This is a genomic window from Plesiomonas sp. PI-19 (genome assembly GCF_021368255.1).
Taxonomy (GTDB): Bacteria; Pseudomonadota; Gammaproteobacteria; order Enterobacterales; family CAMTGL01; genus Plesiomonas; species Plesiomonas shigelloides.
Genome location: NZ_JAJNMQ010000001.1, coordinates 310,544 through 327,375, shown reverse-complemented (window position 1 = coordinate 327,375; position 16,832 = coordinate 310,544). Strand labels below are relative to the sequence as shown.

At 55.1% G+C, this 16,832-nt stretch carries 22 protein-coding genes; 12 read left to right on the top strand and 10 right to left on the bottom strand.

All coding sequences use genetic code 11. From position 1 onward, the window contains the following. Positions 1-43: 43 nt before the first annotated feature. The 4 genes from LQ901_RS01510 to LQ901_RS01495 are packed head-to-tail and all read right to left on the bottom strand — an operon-like array spanning position 44 to position 3,469. A complete protein-coding gene (locus LQ901_RS01510) occupies positions 44-1,708 on the bottom strand; it encodes an FUSC family protein (RefSeq protein ID WP_152136895.1) in 1,665 nt (554 codons plus the stop codon). Between the two features lie 3 nt (positions 1,709-1,711). Continuing rightward, complete coding sequence (locus tag LQ901_RS01505) at positions 1,712-2,719, bottom strand: HlyD family secretion protein (RefSeq protein ID WP_152136894.1); 1,008 nt, start codon at positions 2,717-2,719, stop codon at positions 1,712-1,714. Positions 2,720-2,750: 31 nt separating this feature from the next. Then, the gene (locus LQ901_RS01500; RefSeq protein ID WP_152136893.1) at positions 2,751-2,960 is read right to left on the bottom strand and encodes a DUF1656 domain-containing protein; all 210 of its coding nucleotides are present in this window, start codon (positions 2,958-2,960) and stop codon (positions 2,751-2,753) included. Then, entirely contained in the window at positions 2,957-3,469 is a 513-nt protein-coding gene (locus LQ901_RS01495) for a MarR family winged helix-turn-helix transcriptional regulator (RefSeq protein WP_010864546.1), read from the bottom strand. The genes LQ901_RS01500 and LQ901_RS01495 overlap by 4 nt, the downstream gene beginning before the upstream one ends. 181 nt (positions 3,470-3,650) lie before the next feature. On the opposite strand from LQ901_RS01495, the gene rsmE reads away from it, so the two are divergent. The 4 genes from rsmE (at position 3,651) to ruvX (ending at position 6,569) form a co-directional block, all read left to right on the top strand. Then, on the top strand, positions 3,651-4,385 hold the full coding sequence (gene rsmE, locus LQ901_RS01490; protein WP_010864547.1) for a 16S rRNA (uracil(1498)-N(3))-methyltransferase: 735 nt from the start codon (positions 3,651-3,653) through the stop codon (positions 4,383-4,385). Positions 4,386-4,394: 9 nt separating this feature from the next. After that, positions 4,395-5,348, top strand: a complete 954-nt coding sequence (gene gshB / locus LQ901_RS01485; RefSeq protein ID WP_084976508.1) for a glutathione synthase — start codon at positions 4,395-4,397, stop codon at positions 5,346-5,348. Positions 5,349-5,561: 213 nt separating this feature from the next. Further along, positions 5,562-6,125, top strand: a complete 564-nt coding sequence (locus tag LQ901_RS01480; protein WP_152135716.1) for a YqgE/AlgH family protein — start codon at positions 5,562-5,564, stop codon at positions 6,123-6,125. Between the two features lie 24 nt (positions 6,126-6,149). Then, positions 6,150-6,569: a Holliday junction resolvase RuvX gene (gene ruvX / locus LQ901_RS01475; protein ID WP_010864551.1), complete on the top strand. Its 420-nt coding sequence runs from the start codon at positions 6,150-6,152 to the stop codon at positions 6,567-6,569. A 16-nt stretch (positions 6,570-6,585) separates the two neighbouring features. Here the strand turns inward: ruvX and npr are convergent, their stop codons facing one another. The 3 genes from npr to LQ901_RS01460 all read right to left on the bottom strand — a co-directional run bounded on the left by npr (position 6,586) and on the right by LQ901_RS01460 (position 9,291). Then, positions 6,586-6,861, bottom strand: a complete 276-nt coding sequence (npr, locus tag LQ901_RS01470) for a PTS phosphocarrier protein NPr (RefSeq protein WP_010864552.1) — start codon at positions 6,859-6,861, stop codon at positions 6,586-6,588. Between the two features lie 236 nt (positions 6,862-7,097). After that, on the bottom strand, positions 7,098-8,207 hold the full coding sequence (locus LQ901_RS01465) for a PilT/PilU family type 4a pilus ATPase (protein ID WP_010864553.1): 1,110 nt from the start codon (positions 8,205-8,207) through the stop codon (positions 7,098-7,100). Next, positions 8,191-9,291 carry a type IV pilus twitching motility protein PilT gene (locus LQ901_RS01460; RefSeq protein ID WP_152117714.1) on the bottom strand — a complete coding sequence of 367 codons (1,101 nt, stop codon included), beginning with the start codon at positions 9,289-9,291 and terminating at the stop codon, positions 8,191-8,193. The genes LQ901_RS01465 and LQ901_RS01460 overlap by 17 nt, the downstream gene beginning before the upstream one ends. Positions 9,292-9,313: 22 nt before the next feature. On the opposite strand from LQ901_RS01460, the gene LQ901_RS01455 reads away from it, so the two are divergent. The 7 genes from LQ901_RS01455 to hemW all read left to right on the top strand — a co-directional run bounded on the left by LQ901_RS01455 (position 9,314) and on the right by hemW (position 14,310). Beyond that, positions 9,314-10,021: a YggS family pyridoxal phosphate-dependent enzyme gene (locus LQ901_RS01455; RefSeq protein ID WP_233671925.1), complete on the top strand. Its 708-nt coding sequence runs from the start codon at positions 9,314-9,316 to the stop codon at positions 10,019-10,021. Positions 10,022-10,103: 82 nt separating this feature from the next. Further along, on the top strand, positions 10,104-10,922 hold the full coding sequence (gene proC, locus LQ901_RS01450) for a pyrroline-5-carboxylate reductase (protein WP_152136891.1): 819 nt from the start codon (positions 10,104-10,106) through the stop codon (positions 10,920-10,922). 28 nt (positions 10,923-10,950) lie between these two features. Beyond that, positions 10,951-11,505, top strand: coding sequence for a YggT family protein (locus tag LQ901_RS01445; RefSeq protein WP_010864557.1), 555 nt, complete (start codon positions 10,951-10,953; stop codon positions 11,503-11,505). A gap of 11 nt (positions 11,506-11,516) precedes the next feature. Next, on the top strand, positions 11,517-11,804 hold the full coding sequence (gene yggU, locus LQ901_RS01440) for a DUF167 family protein YggU (protein WP_152106355.1): 288 nt from the start codon (positions 11,517-11,519) through the stop codon (positions 11,802-11,804). Positions 11,805-11,872: 68 nt separating this feature from the next. Continuing rightward, positions 11,873-12,376 (top strand): DUF4426 domain-containing protein, encoded by a 504-nt coding sequence (locus tag LQ901_RS01435; RefSeq protein ID WP_152117715.1) that lies wholly within the window; start codon positions 11,873-11,875, stop codon positions 12,374-12,376. 193 nt (positions 12,377-12,569) lie between these two features. Then, complete coding sequence (locus LQ901_RS01430; RefSeq protein ID WP_152107026.1) at positions 12,570-13,175, top strand: XTP/dITP diphosphatase; 606 nt, start codon at positions 12,570-12,572, stop codon at positions 13,173-13,175. Beyond that, positions 13,168-14,310, top strand: a complete 1,143-nt coding sequence (gene hemW, locus LQ901_RS01425; RefSeq protein ID WP_152106346.1) for a radical SAM family heme chaperone HemW — start codon at positions 13,168-13,170, stop codon at positions 14,308-14,310. The genes LQ901_RS01430 and hemW overlap by 8 nt, the downstream gene beginning before the upstream one ends. 103 nt (positions 14,311-14,413) lie before the next feature. Here the strand turns inward: hemW and LQ901_RS01420 are convergent, their stop codons facing one another. Further along, the gene (locus LQ901_RS01420) at positions 14,414-14,707 is read right to left on the bottom strand and encodes a hypothetical protein (RefSeq protein WP_010864562.1); all 294 of its coding nucleotides are present in this window, start codon (positions 14,705-14,707) and stop codon (positions 14,414-14,416) included. Here LQ901_RS01420 and LQ901_RS01415 point away from each other — a divergent pair. Next, a complete protein-coding gene (locus tag LQ901_RS01415) occupies positions 14,706-15,119 on the top strand; it encodes a hypothetical protein (protein WP_233671924.1) in 414 nt (137 codons plus the stop codon). The genes LQ901_RS01420 and LQ901_RS01415 overlap by 2 nt on opposite strands. Here LQ901_RS01415 and LQ901_RS01410 read toward each other — a convergent pair. Both LQ901_RS01410 and glsB read right to left on the bottom strand, forming a co-directional pair. Then, entirely contained in the window at positions 15,105-15,842 is a 738-nt protein-coding gene (locus tag LQ901_RS01410) for a DUF2884 family protein (protein WP_233671923.1), read from the bottom strand. The two genes, LQ901_RS01415 and LQ901_RS01410, sit on opposite strands and share 15 nt — an antisense overlap. A gap of 67 nt (positions 15,843-15,909) precedes the next feature. Continuing rightward, complete coding sequence (glsB, locus tag LQ901_RS01405; RefSeq protein WP_039045862.1) at positions 15,910-16,830, bottom strand: glutaminase B; 921 nt, start codon at positions 16,828-16,830, stop codon at positions 15,910-15,912. Positions 16,831-16,832 lie beyond the last annotated feature (2 nt).

Genomic DNA, 16,832 nt, shown 5'->3' with positions numbered 1-16,832 from the left:
ATGTCAGCCTGCGCGTATCGCTTAGCATCCTAGCGATATGCGTTTACTGGCGATGTGCCGTGACCGACTCGGTACGTTTGCTGTAGCTCCACTGCTGACAGGTGGCCATCAGCAGCGGCAATTGCGCCAGCTTAGCCTGCCAATTGGCCTGTTTGTTTTTCGGCAAACGGCCATACAGCGCCAGAATGATATCGGTGCGCCGCTCCATCTGCGCCGCCTTACGCGTCATATCGGTCTGGTACGGCTGCAACATCCAATGCCGCCATTCACGCTGCCACACCGCAAAGTGATTCCTCAGCCGTTGCTCGGTATCGTCCGGTAGCAAGATATGCTGCGCCACCGGAAATAACAGCCCCACCCCTAAACACGCCCAACACATCACGAAAAAGCGCTGCACATACAGCTCACTGGGGATGTAGTTGCTCGAGCCGGAGTTAATCATCACTGACATCAGCGAGCCGACCACCGCCAAGGTGCGGTTCGAGCCGTGCAGTAACCACGCCAACGGCAAGTACACCGCCACCAGCATGATGATCAGCGCATCATCGGAGCCCAACTGCGGCAAGACAAACACGAAGATCGGAAACAACACCAGGCTACCGATGAACAGCGGCAACATGAACAAGCGGGTCGGAACTTTCTCGGCATACTGCGACATCAACAGCGACACCGTGGCCAACAGCACCACCAGATTGCCACCCGGCCAGCCGGTGTAATGCCAAATCTGCAAGCTCGCCGCGCACACGCCGCCAATCACCAGTGCGCTCAGCAACGGTGAGTCCGTTCCGGCCTGAAACAGTCGATTTTGCCACTGCCAGCGCAACATGCTTTTCGAGCAGCTATGTCCGGCCTGCAACTGCTGAGCGTCTTGCTGCATCAACGACAATAACGAGCCACTGCGTAGTGCCGACGGCGGCACTGGTAATACCGCGCCCTCACTCAAGGCAGCGATCAGCGCGCGCACCCATTCCAGCTCGGCCGGCGTCGGCTGCGGGCATTTGACGCGCCATGCATACAGATGCCGCGCCAGCAGCTCCACGCCGTACAGACTGCCAATCGCTTTTCGCTGCGGATCGTGCAACACATGGTAGTCACCGTAGTTACGCGACAGGCGAAAGCGCAGCATGCGCAACTGTCCAAGCAAGCCAAAAAAGTGGCCCGGCAATGCCTCGGGGCTCGCATCCAGCCAGCCCTGTAACGAGCGCAATAGCGCTTGTTGCTGCTCCTGATGGCTACGCCCCACCTCCAGCGGCCACAAGATATGCAGCACATAGATGGTCGTCGCACCGATAAACACACAACCGATACGATCGACCATTACGCTGAACGATCCCATTGGGTTCAAAATGCCGTAGCACAGCATCACCAGCAGCCCCACCAGCACCCAGCGCCAGAAATCTTGCCAAGCAAAGTGGGTCAAGCTGGCATAGGCCAGCACAAATGCGCTCAGGCCACACAGGACAATCAACTGCTCTGGGCGCTGCACAAAGTGCCAGATCAGGAAAAAGCCCCACAGCACGCCGAGCACGGTGCCGGCAATCCGCTGCCACCAGCGCATCTGCGCTTCGCCGACCGTACCGGCCTCGACCATCAACACGCTGGTCGGTGCCCACAACGGGTTGTGCATCCCCAGCCCCATGGCAATAAACAGGCTGAGGATAATGGCCACCGTCAGGCGCAGCGAGCGCCAAAAACGTAACCGATTCATGGCTTACTGTGCCTGCAAGTTAACGGTAGCGGTCAGCCCGGGCAGGATTTCCATGTCGGCAGGACGCTGATCGAGCAATATTTTCACTGGAATATTCTGCGCCAAACGAACCCAGTCGAACACTTTCGGTAAGTTCGGGATCAGGCTGCTACCGCTGCCCATATCCTGTGGGTCAAGCGCACGGCCAATACTATCCACATGGCCGCGCAAGACTCGGTTCTGGTACGCCATCAGCGTAACCTGTGCCGGCATGCCGGCGCGGATATTGCCCAAATCGGTTTCTGAGAATGCCCCTTCCACCCACATATGCTCCGCATCCACTTGCGCGATCACCGGCTTGCCCACTTGGGCAAAATCACCACTGTGGATATTTACCGATGACACATAACCATCGGCCACCGCGTACAAACTGGTTCTATCCAGATCTAACTGCGCTTTTTCGAGCGCCACTCTGGCAGCGCGCAGCAAGGTGTTATTGGCTCCCGCACTGCCGAGCTGCGCATGCGCTTGTGCCAGCTTGCTCTGCGCCGCTTGCACATCCGAACGCGCCACATTCACATCGCGCTGCGCTTGATCATAAGTGCTTTGCGATAAGGTTTTTTGCTGCCATAAACGCTGCACCCGCGACATCTCTTTGACCGCATACTCATAGCGCGTTTGCGCGGCGGTGACATTGGCTTGCGCGCTTTTGACCTCTTCTTCTAATTGGCTGACTTGTTGCTGGGCACTGGCCAGATCCACGGTGGCTTTATCCACCGCTAACTGGTACGGACGCGGATCAATGCGCAGTAACAATTGCCCTTTTTTCACCGGCTGGTTATCGCTAACCACCACGTCCACAATAGCGCCGCTGACTTGTGGCGCCAGGGCAATAATATTGGCCCGTACCACCGCATGCCGGGTTTGCGGCGAGCGTTGGTGATATTTAAACGCCCCAGCAATCACCAGCAGTGCGGCGAACATAACTCCAAGGGATAACAGTACCTTACGGCGACGAGGATCGACTGACATATTCTTCTTAAACTTATCGTTAATTATACTTTTAGTGATACATCAGGCTTAACAGCGCCAATACACCACAACCGCTGAGCCACACCACTAAACGTGGATGCCATAATTTGGCTAGCCAGCCACGCCGGGCGGTAAACCGCAACACCAGCGAGACGAAGATAAACGCCAGTAACCCCAGCACCACCAGACGCGGGATGTAGACATCAAACAGCACTACATCTTGCGACAAAAACGTACTCATGCTTGCTCATTGACTCCGCTTAACTCTCGTTCTATACCGAGTTGTACTCGACGCAGCTGTGCCACCACCGCACTGAACTGCGTGGTTTCAAATTCCGTTAACCCTCGGTCAACCCGCTGTAGGTATAACGGCAATTCTCGGCGCATAAATTCGGCACCTGCCGGTGTCAGCTGTACATACACCGAACGCCGATCCTCAGGATTAATCCGGCGCGCCACCATGCCTTGCTGTTCCAGAATATCGAGCTGCTTACTGATAGAAGCTCGCGCCACCCCCAGAGCCTCAGCCAGAACACTCGGTAATAACGACTGCTCTGGGCTGACAAACAACATGCGCAAAATATAAAAACGACCTACCTGCAAGCCGGATAATTCCGCTATCTGCAACAAGCCACAGCGCAACTTATCGATCTCTTCAAAAAAATCGATCGAAAGGCGAATACGCTCCAAATCCAAGTCCGGTAAATGCTGTTCGCAATAGGCCAAAGTCAGCCGGTGCTGGGTAGACATACTGTAATCTCCGAAATTCTACTCTTGAAATCCTTTGAAGTTGATCACAATTGTAATTAGCTAGCTAACTAATTACCAGCCAAATTACCGTCTATTCGAAAACCCGATGCAAAGCAGCAGGAACTATTCAGGCATGGTAAGATGTTATGCATTAAAACTTTTTCAATGACGACACTGACCTATGCGCATTCCTCGTATTTATCACCCTGAACCACTGACTGTTGGCCAGCTGGTAACCCTGAGTGACGATGCGGCCAACCACGTGGGCCGGGTATTACGCATGACCGCGGACGATGAACTGGATCTGTTTGATGGCAGCAACCAAGTTTTTCGAGCGCGGATCACTGAAAGCAGCAAACGTCAGGTGACGGCCACCGTCACCGAAGCGAGCGAAGACAACCGTGAATCACCACTGCGCATCCATTTAGGGCAAGTGATTTCCCGTGGCGATAAGATGGAGTTCACCATTCAAAAATCGGTCGAACTCGGCGTCACCGAAATCACCCCGCTGATTTCAGAACGTTGTGGGGTTCGCCTCGATGCTGAGCGGATGGAGAAAAAAATCCAGCAGTGGCAAAAAATTGCAGTGGCCGCTTGTGAGCAGTGCGGACGCAACGCCGTGCCAGTGATCCGCCCAGCGATGAAGCTGGAAAACTGGTGCGCCGAAAACGATGGCAGCCTGAAGCTGAACCTGCATCCACGCGCGCGCTACAGCATCAATACACTGCCAACACTGCCGCCAGAAGGCGTGCGCCTGTTGATTGGTCCGGAAGGCGGTCTATCCGCAGAAGAAATTGCGATGACTGAGCAATATGCCTTTACTGAAATTCTGCTCGGTCCACGGGTCTTACGCACCGAAACCGCTGCATTGACCGCGATCACCGCATTACAAGTTCGCTTCGGCGATCTGGGCTAAGGAGTTTTTATGATCAAGTTGGGTATCGTGATGGATCCGATTGCATCCATCAACATCAAGAAAGATTCCAGTTTTGCCATGTTGCAAGAAGCGCAAAAGCGCGGCTATGAACTGCACTATATGGAAATGGCAGACCTGTATCTGGATAGCGGTGAAGCTAAGGCCCGTACACGCCTGCTGAACGTGCATGATGACAAGCAGCACTGGTTCAGCTTCGCGAGCGAGCAACATATGCCACTGGCCGATCTGGATGTGATCCTGATGCGTAAAGACCCGCCGTTTGATACCGAATACATCTACGCGACTTACATTCTGGAGCGCGCCGAGGAAGCCGGTACTCTGATCGTCAACAAGCCGCAAAGTCTGCGTGACTGTAACGAAAAGCTGTTTACCGCGTGGTTCTCCGATCTAACGCCAACCACTCTGGTAACCCGTAGCGCCGAGCGTATCCGCGCGTTCCACCAGCAGCATGGCGATATCATCCTCAAGCCGCTCGACGGCATGGGTGGCACCTCGATTTTCCGCATCAAAGCCGGCGATCCAAACCTATCGGTGATCATCGAAACCCTGACCGGTTATCAGCAGCATTTTTGTATGGCGCAGACCTTTATTCCGGCCATTACCGAAGGCGATAAACGCATTTTGGTGGTCGACGGTGAGCCGGTGCCATACTGCTTGGCGCGTATTCCGCAAAAAGGCGAAACTCGTGGTAACTTGGCCGCCGGTGGTCGCGGTGAAGCGCGTCCACTGAGCGAATCGGATTGGGCGATTGCTCGCGCCGTAGCGCCAGTGCTTAAGCAAAAAGGGCTGATTTTTGTCGGACTGGATGTGATTGGCGATAAGCTGACTGAAATCAACGTCACTAGCCCAACCTGCATCCGCGAAATCGAAGCCGCGTTCCCAGTTTCGATCACCGGTATGCTGATGGATGCCATCGAAAGCCGTTTAGGTAAACGCGCCTAAACTTGCTCAGCCGGCTTAACCGGCTGGCCGGATAGGGGAAAATTGCCGCATGATGCTTTTCTTCCCCTATCCGGCGCTATACTGCCATCAGATCTCCCGCCAGCGGGCGTGACGACAGCCCCACAAGGCTGGCATACTTGTCCACCTCGCTCCGCGGCCTTACGGCAGCGGTCCTGATTTTCGTGACTATCAACCTGGTGATTCCGACCTACCATGAACTTGCAAAACCATTTCCTCGTGGCCATGCCGGGCATGCAGGATCCGTTCTTTAAACGTTCGGTGGTGTATATCTGTGAACACACCGCGACTGACGGTGCTATGGGCATCACCCTGACTCGTCCGTCGGAAATGACGCTGGAAGAGATGCTGGCGCAGATAGAGATCACGCCAGAGCCGCGCGATCCAGCTATTCGCCTGAACCGTCCGGTATTGGCTGGTGGCCCGATCGCCAATGATCGCGGGTTTGTGCTGCACACCCCCAGAGATCAATTTGGCGCGAGCTTGCAGCTGACCTCCGATGTGATGATCACCACGTCGCGCGATATTTTAGAAACCCTCGGCACGCCTAATCAGCCTAAGCAAGTCTTGGTCGCGCTGGGTTATGCCGGCTGGGAAAAAGATCAGCTGGAAGAAGAGATCAAAGCCAACGCGTGGCTGACGGTGGAAGCCGATCCGGACATTTTGTTTAACACCCCGATCAATGAGCGCTGGCAAGCTGCCGCGCGCAAGCTGGGCATCGATATCCGCCAGATAGCACCACATGCTGGCCATGCTTAATTTTGTCTACGTGAGCCCGTATCTATGAGTCGAACCATGATGGCCTTTGATTTCGGCACCAAAAGTATCGGTGTCGCCATCGGGCAAGAAATTACCGCCACCGCGCGCCCTATCGCCTCGCTCAAAGCGCGCGATGGGATCCCAGACTGGGAGCAACTGCAAAAGCTGCTCAACGAGTGGAAACCGGATCTGGTGGTGGTCGGCCTGCCGCTGAATATGGACGGCACCGAGCAACCGGTCACCGCCTGTGCGCGCAAATTTGCCAATCGTCTGCAAGGGCGCTTTGGGCAAAAGGTCGTGCTGCACGATGAGCGCCTGTCTACCGTAGAAGCCCGTTCACATCTGTTTGCCAGCGGTGGTTTCCGTGCGCTGGACAAAGGCCGCGTCGATGCGGCCTCTGCCTGCGTGATTCTGGAAAGTTGGTTCGAGCAGAATTTGGGGTAATGAGGATTGAGGAGGATCAGACCTCCTCATCAAACCCACTTTCAAACAGCGCCACTACCGCTGCCATCGCTTCTTTTTCTTGTGGCCCGTCGACCTGCACGCTGATCTGCCCGCCTTGCGCGGATTCCAGCATCAACATGGCAATAATGCTGTTGGCCTCCGCTTCGGTACCCGCGGCGTTACGCAGTACAACCCGCGCATCAAACTTTTGTACCAGCTCAAACAGCATCATAGCCGGGCGCGCATGCATGCCCAGCTTGTTTCTGACCTCAACCGAGGTTTGCAACGTCATAGCCACTCCTACTTCGCCCACCAATAGGCCATAAAGACAACACGCCCCGCTTTGGCCAGCAAAACGGGGCGCAGTCATGTCACAGACATCATCAGCCGGTAACGATACACAATATCTCAGCACAGTGCTTACAGCGCGCATGTGCGTCTTGGCTTTATCTTAGCGCAGGGCAAGCTCACTGGCGAGATGCGCTGTCATACCGCTAGCAAGCCCTCCGCGCTCAACATCCTTTGGCATTAGCTTAAATCCACCGTCACATCATCGAAGGTGTTTGGTGAGAACGGTTCATCCCCGCTACTGCGGATCCGCAAACGCAAATCATTGGCCGACTCCGCATAATGCAGCGCATCGGTATAGCTAATCAGCCCGCGCCGATACAAACCATACAGCGATTGGTCAAACGTACACATGCCAATCTCGCTGTTACTGGCCATCACGTCACGCAGCTCATACAACTGATTTTTACGCAGCAAATCGGTCACGCGCGGCGTGTTGATCAAAATCTCGTGCACCAGCAAACGGCGCCCTGGGGTGATCCCCGGCACCAGCTGCTGCCCGATAATGGCGCGCAAGTTGTTGGATAAATCAAACAAGAAAGCTTCGCGGCTGCCTTCAGGGATCATGTGTACCATCCGCTCCAGCGCTTGGCTGGCGTTATTGGCGTGCAAGGTGGCGATACACAGATGGCCGGTTTCGGAAAAGCCAATCGCATGTTGCAGCGTATCGCGGGTGCGGATCTCACCGACCTGAATCACATCCGGAGCTTGGCGCAGCGCGTTACGCAAGGCGACTTCATAGCTTTCGGTATCCATGCCCACTTCACGCTGAGTGATCAAACAGCGTTTATGCGGATGGATAAATTCAATTGGGTCTTCCACCGTCAGAATATGCGAATGGTCAAACTCGTTGCGATAGCCGAGCATCGCTGCCAGCGTGGTGGTTTTCCCGCTGCCGGTAGCGCCGACCACCAAAATCAAACCTTTGCGCGTCATCGCCAGCTCACCGGTTAACATCGGTAAGCCCAGCTCTTCAATGGTCGGAATATCGGTACGAATATGACGGATCACCATGCCCGGCAATTCACGCTGCCAAAAACCGGAGACCCGAAAACGGGCAAACGGACGCACCAGCGCCATGTTGCCCTCTTTTTGCTGACAAAACTGTAAGAAGCGCTCGGCGCCCATCGCCTGCGCCACCAGCTCGGTGACCGTTTCAATCGACAGCGCCTCACCTAGTGGGTGCAGCTCATGATTGATGCGCAGCTGCGCGGGCACATCGACCGAAACATACAGATCCGACGCCTGCTGGCGCAGCATCTCCTGCAATAACTCATCCAGCGAAACCATAGCCCATCGCTCCTGCACCGGTGCCACCCGCGGCATTGCCGTTTTGGATCCCGCCATCCATCAACGAGTTCATCTTGCGCTGCGCCTCTTCGTAGCTAACCACGCCCTGACTGGTCAGCACATTCAGCGCCTGCTCCAGCGTCTGCATGCCTTGGCGCGAGCTGGTCTGCAAAATCGAATAGATCTGGTGAATTTTATCTTCACGGATCAAGTTACGAATGGCTGGCGTTCCCAGCATGATCTCGTGCGCCGCCACACGTCCGCCGCCTTCTTTACGCAGCAATACTTGCGAGATAACCGCTTTGAGCGATTCAGACAGCATCGAGCGCACCATGTCTTTTTCCGCGCCGGGGAACACATCCACAATACGGTCAATAGTTTTGGCCGCCGAGCTGGTGTGCAGGGTGCCAAACACCAAGTGGCCAGTTTCGGCGGCAGTCAGTGCTAGACGAATGGTTTCCAGATCGCGCAGCTCACCCACCAGAATCACATCGGGGTCTTCACGCAGCGCCGAGCGCAGTGCATTATTAAAACTGTGGGTATGCCGATGCACCTCACGCTGGTTAATCAGGCACTTGTTACTGGTGTGGATAAATTCGATCGGATCTTCAATGGTCAGAATGTGGTGATGCATGTGCTGATTGACATAATTGAGCATCGCCGCCAAGGTGGTCGACTTCCCCGAGCCGGTCGGGCCGGTGACCAATACCAGTCCACGCGGCTGCATGGCAATATTCCGAAACACTTCCGGTGCGTTTAACTGCTCCAGTGTTGGTATATCTGTAGGTATGGTACGCAGTGCCGCCGAAATTCCCCGTTGCTGCTGATAAGCATTAACCCGGAAACGGCCAACCCCGTTCAGTTCGAACGAAAAGTCCAGTTCCATCTCAGTTTCAAAGTCACGGCGCTGAACATCGTTCATAATGTCATACACCAGACGGCGCACTTCACGGCCATCCAGGACCGGCATATTGACCCGACGCACTTCCCCGTCGACGCGGATCAGCGGTGGGTTACCGGCAGATAGGTGCAGATCCGAGGCATTATGTTTTACACTAAAAGCCAACAGTTCTGTTATGTCCATTTAAGTCCCTTAAAACAACGACATGCAAAGTATTAAAGAGAACCTACACGCGATTAAGCAACAAATCGCCGACGCCACTGCAAAATGCGAGCGAGCTCCTGAATCCGTTACACTGCTGGCGGTGAGCAAAACCAAACCTGTGAGTGCGGTTCAGGAAGCCATCGAGGCCGGTCAACGCGCCTTTGGTGAAAACTATGTGCAAGAAGGGGTGGATAAAATCCAGCATTTTGCCACCACGCCGTATGCCGCCGAGCTGGAATGGCACTTTATCGGCCCACTGCAAAGCAACAAAAGCCGACTGGTTGCCGAGCACTTTGATTGGATGCACACGGTCGATCGCTTGAAGATCGCCCAGCGTCTCAATGAACAGCGCCCAGCGGATAAAGCGCCGCTGAACGTACTGATTCAGGTCAAAGTCAGCAGCGAAGAGAGCAAATCCGGTATCGATGCCAGCGAAGTACTCGCCTTGGCCGATCAGATTGCCCACTTACCGCAGCTACGTTTGCGTGGATTGATGACCATTCCCCAAGAAAGTCACGATTACGCAACCCAATATGCGGACTTTGCCAAGCTGACCGCGGTATTTGAGCAGCTCAAGCAAACCCATCCAGAAATTGATACCCTATCCATGGGGATGACCGGTGACATGAGCGCCGCAATTGCCGCCGGCAGCACTATGGTGCGCATCGGTACCGCCATTTTTGGCGCGCGCGATTACGGTCAGCACTGAGTTTCGCATTACGCTGACTCACGGCTGACACAAGTTACTGACAACGCGTTCAGGTTATGGAGCGACAACAAAAGAGATGAATATGGAGCAGCGTAAAATTACCTTTATCGGTGCCGGTAACATGGCGCAAGCGATCATCGCCGGTTTGTTACGTGCAGGCTATCCTGCGCCGCTGATCTGCGCCACTAACCGCACGGCAGAAACCCGCCATGCGCTGGCTGATCGCTTTGGGATCCATACCTCCGCCGATAACCTGAGCGCCGCCGCCGAAGCTGATGTCATCGTGCTCGGTGTTAAACCGCAAAATATGGCCGACACTCTGGCGCCGCTGGCGCCGCTGAATTGGCACGGCAAACTGGTGATCTCTCTGGCCGCCGGCATTTCCGTGGCGCGGTTACAGCAATTGCTGTCTGGCGCGCCACAGATTATTCGCGTGATGCCCAATACCCCAGCGCTACTGGGCGAAGGCATGAGCGGGCTGTTTGCCGCGCCAGCGGTGAATCAAGCCGATCGCCAATTTGCCGATACCCTGCTCAGTGCCGTAGGCAAAACCTGCTGGCTCGCGGCGGAAAGTGACATTAATGGCGTGATCGCCGCCTCAGGCAGTGCGCCGGCCTATTTCTTCTTGTTTATGGAAGCGATGCAAGCCGAAGCGCAGCGCCAAGGTTTTAGCGCCGATACCGCGCGTGCGCTGGTGCAGCAAGCCGCGCTCGGCGCCGCGCGCATGGTGGTGGAAAACCCGCACACCTCATTGCCAGAGCTGCGTGCACAAGTCACCTCCAAAGGCGGTACCACGGCAGAAGCTATCCGTGTGTTCAATGAGGAACATTTGCCAGAAATGGTTGCCAAAGCCATGCAAGCCGCGGTACAACGCGCACAGGAAATGGAAAAACTGTTTTAATCCTTTTATTTAACCGCAAGGCGTCATAATGCAATCACTGACTTTTTTGCTGAGTACTGTTATCGACCTGTATGTCTTCGTCCTGCTGTTGCGGGTATGGATGCAGGCTGCCCGTGCCGATTTTTACAACCCGTTCTCTCAGTTCGTGGTTAAAGCCACACAGCCGGTGGTTGCGCCGCTCCGTCGTCTGATCCCAGGCTTTGGCGGCTGGGATATCGCCACCATTTTGCTGGTGTTGGTGATCCAAATTATCAAATTCCCACTGCTGGCGATGGTGCAAACCGGCGCAGCATTCTGGAGCTTGGGTTACATTCTGTTAGGCGTGCTGGCGACCTTGAAAGCCGCCGGTAAGATGATCTTCTGGGTACTGCTGATCCGCGCCCTGCTGAGCTGGGTGAGCCAAGGCCGCAGCCCGATGGACTATGTGCTGTATCAGCTGACGGAGCCGATGCTGGCACCACTGCGCCGTATTCTGCCACCGATGGGCGGTTTGGATCTGTCCGTAATGCTGCTGTCTATCATCCTGATTGCCCTGAACTATTTGGGCGCGGATCTGTTCGGCTTCATGTGGATGCAGCTGTGAATCAGGACAACATGGCCGTTAGCCGTACCGAAGAGGCGCTGTTATTGCGCCTCTACATCCAACCCAAAGCCAGCCGCGATCAAATCGTTGGCCTGCATGGGGATGAGCTGAAAGTGGCGATCACCGCGCCACCGGTAGACGGACAAGCCAACGCGCATTTGACCAAGTTTCTGGCCAAACAGTTTCGTGTCGCCAAGGGCAATGTCTGCATCGAAAAAGGCGAGCTCGGACGGCACAAATATGTGCGCATCGAGCACCCGCAGCAAATCCCCGCGACTGTGCAAGCCCTGCTAAACTAACAACACCACGGATCATCGCTATCACCGTATGCTCTGAGGTGGTCATTCTCGGTTTCAAGGAGGAAACCATGCTTGCGTCTACCCACCATTGCGCTCATGCTTTGCTACGCCGTATTGCGCTGACTTGGCCATCAGTATCCCTGCGCGCTCTTGTCACGCTGTTGCTCGGCACTGTATTGCTGCTCAGTGCGCCAGCGGGCGCCGAACAATTACAGACCCTCGGTAATCTGGAAATCCACTACAGTGTTTTCCCGTCCACCATGCTAACGCCTGAGATAGCCAGCCGTAATGGCCTGACACGCAGTAACTACCGCGCCATACTGACCGTAACCGCACTGGATGCCAGCGTGGCCGGTAAACCGGCGGTAGATATCAACCTCAGCGGCCAAGCGCAAAACCTGATCGGTAACACCCGCCAACTGAGCTTTAAAGCGGTGCAAGAAGGCAGCGCCCGTTATTATTTAGCGGAAGTGCCTATCGTAAACGAAGAAACCTATCGCTTTACCTTAGATATTCAGTCCAAAACCGCCTCGGGCACCGTGCGTTTTCAGCAGACGTTTTATACTGACTAAGCGTGTTTGAATAACCTTAGCTGCATAACCTTGGCAGAATAAGCCCCATTCCCCATACGCGCCGGTCGTGCCCCGCGCAGGCGCGTATTTCATCCTCAACGTTTGGCTTCAAGACGCGCGCCACTGGCACCCAGCAGCCAAGCGCGCTACCATCTCGCCCACTGAAACTGATTTGATACAGGCGGATGACGTGATGCAAAAAGCACAACAAAAAGTGGTTTTAGCCACCGGCAATAAAGGCAAAGTGCGTGAGATGGCAGACTTGCTGGCCGCGTTTGGACTGAACGTAGTCGCACAAAGCGAATTTGGGATCGACTCTGCCGAAGAAACCGGCCTGACCTTTATCGAAAACGCGATCCTCAAAGCCCGTCATGCCAGCCGCCTGACCGGTTTGCCAGCCATCGCGGATGACTCCGGTCTGTCGGTGGACTGCCTCGGCGGCGCACCGGGCCTGTATTCCGCGCGCTATGCCGGAGAAAACGCCAGCGATGAAGAGAACCTGCAAAAGCTGCTGACTGCGATGCAAGACATTCCCGACGCTGAGCGCCGCGCCCGTTTTCACTGCGTGCTGGTATACTTACGCCATGCCGAAGATCCAACGCCGATCGTTTGTCACGGCCAGTGGGAAGGAATGATCACCCGCGCCCCAGCTGGACAAGGCGGCTTTGGCTACGATCCGATTTTCTTCGTGCCGGAGCTGGGTTGCACCTCAGCCGAGCTGACCGCCGAGCACAAAAAGGCTGTCTCGCACCGCGCACAAGCACTGAAAAAATTACAGGACGCCATGACGCATGCTTGAGTTACCTCCGCTCAGTTTGTACATCCATATTCCGTGGTGCGTGCAAAAATGCCCGTACTGCGATTTTAACTCGCATGCACTCAAGCAAGGGCTACCTGAGCAAGAGTATATCGGCCATCTGCTGAATGACTTGGAAGCTGACCTGCCGCTGACCAGTGGTCGCGAGATCAGTACCATCTTCATCGGTGGCGGTACGCCGAGTCTGTTCTCCGCTGAAGGGATGCAGCAACTGCTCGATGGTGTGCGGGCGCGTATTGCGGTAGCCGCCGATGCGGAGATCACTATGGAGGCTAACCCCGGCACCGTGGAAGCCGACCGCTTCACCGGCTATCAACAAGCCGGTATCAACCGCATCTCAATTGGCGTGCAGAGCTTTGCCGCCGACAAGCTGCAGCGCTTAGGGCGTATTCACGGGCCGCAAGAAGCGGTGCGCGCCGCCGAGTTAGCCACCGGTTTGGGTCTGCGCAGCTTCAATTTGGATTTGATGCACGGCCTGCCGGAGCAAAGCCTAGAAGAAGCGCTGGCCGATTTGCGCCAAGCCATCGCCCTCGCCCCGCCACATCTGTCGTGGTATCAGCTGACTATCGAGCCGAACACCTTGTTTAACTCGCGCCCGCCAGTGCTGCCAGATGAAGATATGTTGTGGCTGATCTTCTCCGAAGGGCACAAACTGCTGACCGAAGCCGGTTATGAGCAGTACGAAATCTCAGCCTATGCTCGCCCAGGTTACCAATGCCAACATAACCTCAACTACTGGCGTTTTGGCGATTATCTGGGGATTGGTTGCGGCGCACACGGCAAGCTGAGTTTTACCGATGGCCGCATTCTGCGCACGGTAAAAACCCGCCATCCGAAGGGCTATTTGCAAGGGCGTTATACCGATAATCACAGCGAAGTGGCGTTGGACGACCGACCATTCGAGTTCTTTATGAACCGTTTTCGGTTGCTAGAGCCAGCTCCGCGCGCCGATTTCCCACGCTTTACCGGCTTAAGCGAAGAGAGTATTCGTCCGGCCATCGAGCAAGCGCTACGTGCCGGTTACATCGAAGAAACCACCACGCATTGGCAGCTGACGGAACACGGCAAATTGTTCCTCAACTCCTTGTTGGAACTATTCATTACGCTCGATACATAAGAGAAAAGAGAAAAGAGAAAAGAGAAAAGAGAAAAGACAAAGCCCGGAGCCTCCCCGCACGGCGAGACTCCGAGCTTTTTCAAATTATGCAATCACGGCTAACTCAGAGCGACGGCACCCGACGCCAACGACTATTGAGCTCCGGTAACTTCTCCAGCCCTTGGCCATACAAGGATAACAGTAACGGCCAGCCTAACACCGCTACCGCCACCAGCGGGCTCCACTGCCAGCAATACATCGCCCCGACCATCGCCGGCAACGCAAACCAGCGCGGCAAAAACACAATCAGCGCAATGGCCGCCACATAAGACACACTCCAGCCGCCCAGCAAATCGCCAATCGCATACACCGACACCAACGCCAGCACTGCATTAATCGCCAGATACACCATCGCCATGCCCAGACTCCTTTCCGTTCATTACGCCCACATCGACGCCACCAATAACCATGTTATTTATATGGCTTTAATTGAATCGTGTCAGCTAAAGGCCGTAAACACAAGCGAAGCCGCCCGATTACAGCTAAGTGACAGTCTAAAATGTGACCAAAAACAGAAATGCAGAGTGGTAGCCGCCCGTTACGCCAGCACACTGGCGCCACGCTACATGCCAAGAGAGCATGCAGAAGAAAGCGCTAAAAAAGATAAAAAGAGAGACAAAGGGAAAGGGAAAGGGAAAAACAGGAGCGCAGGAAATCTCCTCGGCAATTCCACGGCGGCGGCAGCCAGCATTTGGCCGCCGCCGCCGGTAAGCTATAACAGATTAGCGATACGCTATGGGAAGATTAACGTGAGCTTACTGCGGCAGTAACTGCTCCAGTTTTTGCTGCTGCTGTTGCAAACGCCCTAAGGTATGACAAGCTTCAGTGCCTAAGCGGCGAAAGCCCTGCTCCTGACTTTTCCACTCGGCAGACAGCGCATTACGTAAGCTGGCTACCTGCGCCAACATCGCTTTGAGCTGACTGGCGGCATCGCCTTCACTTTGTCGGCTACTCAACTCCTGCAAGCCTTGCTGCAATATTTCGCCCAGTTTTTGCTGCACCAAACGCTCGGTTTCTTGCTGCTGGGCAGGCAATGCATCCGCGAGAACTGCCAGTCCACCGTTTTGATGCACCACCACTTTATCCAGTCGCGCCGTCAGCAATGCGTGCAGATCGCGCAGCTGCGCACGCACCTTACTGTTTCCCCCTAGCTGGCGGATCACCACATCATCGAGGCCTTGCTGCGCCTGCTGTAACTGCTGATGCGCCTGTTTATCCAGCGCCGGCAACTCTCGACGTAATTGCTGCTGCAGCGCAAATGCCTGCTGCTGAGCGGCCAGATCCAATGTTAATGGCTGCTGATTACGGCTCACCTCACCTTCTTTGCTGATGCGCAGCTGCGTGGTTTTGCCCTGCAACTCCACCGCCTCTGGAGTCAGGTAGATATTCTGGTTCAACGTGTACGGACAAGTCTCCGCCGCCAACACTGGCAGGGTCATCACACCGCCCACCATCGCCATCAGTAGCGCGACTAACATCGGTTTTGCTCTCATCGTTGTTCCTCGTTATTTTCCGCGCCACATTTGTCTGCGTGCTAACAACTTTGATTAAATACCCGGATTAAAAAATCGAGCGTCCTAAGCGCTGCGATAACAGCTCCAACGCTGAGATCCCCGCCAGCGAGTTGCCGTTTACATCCAGCGCTGGTGACCATACGGCGATGCTCATCTCACCTGGAATAACCGCCACAATGCCGCCACCGACACCGGATTTCCCCGGCATCCCAACGCGATAAGCAAACTCACCGGCGCCATCATACAAGCCACAAGTGGCCAGCAGCGCATTAATCTGCCGCGTTTGGCGACTGGAGATCACCGGCTCGAGCGCGCACAGAGACTGGCCGTGATTGGCCAGATAGGAAAAGGCGCGCGCCAACTCGGTGCAACTCATCTTGATAGCGCAGTAGTGGAAATAGGTTTGCAGTACGTCAGTCACATCATTATGGAAGTTACCGAACGATTTCATCAAATAAGCAATCGCCGCATTACGCGCCGAATGGTCAAACTCTGAACGCGCTACCACGCTGTCATAACCGATATCTGCCTGACACGCCAGTTGGCGCACCAGATCCAGCATCCGCTGTTTCGGCGCACTCAAGCGCGTTTGCAGCATGTCGCACACCACCAGCGCACCAGCATTGATAAACGGATTGCGTGGTTTTCCACGTTCAAGCTCAATTTGCACCAACGAGTTAAACGGCTGACCGGACGGCTCTTTGCCAACGCGCTGCCAAATCTCCTCTTCCGAGTAACGCGTTAACGCCAGCGTCAAGGTTAAAACTTTCGAGATTGACTGAATAGAAAAACGCTCCTGCGCATCACCAGCTTGATAGACAGTGCCATCATTCATGCACACCGCAATACCGAGCCGCTCCGCCGGCACACTGGCCAACGCTGGAATATAATCGGCCACTTTACCGCGACTGATTTGCGGGCGGACCTCTGCCAGAATCTCCTCCAGCAATGCGTTACTCAATATCACTG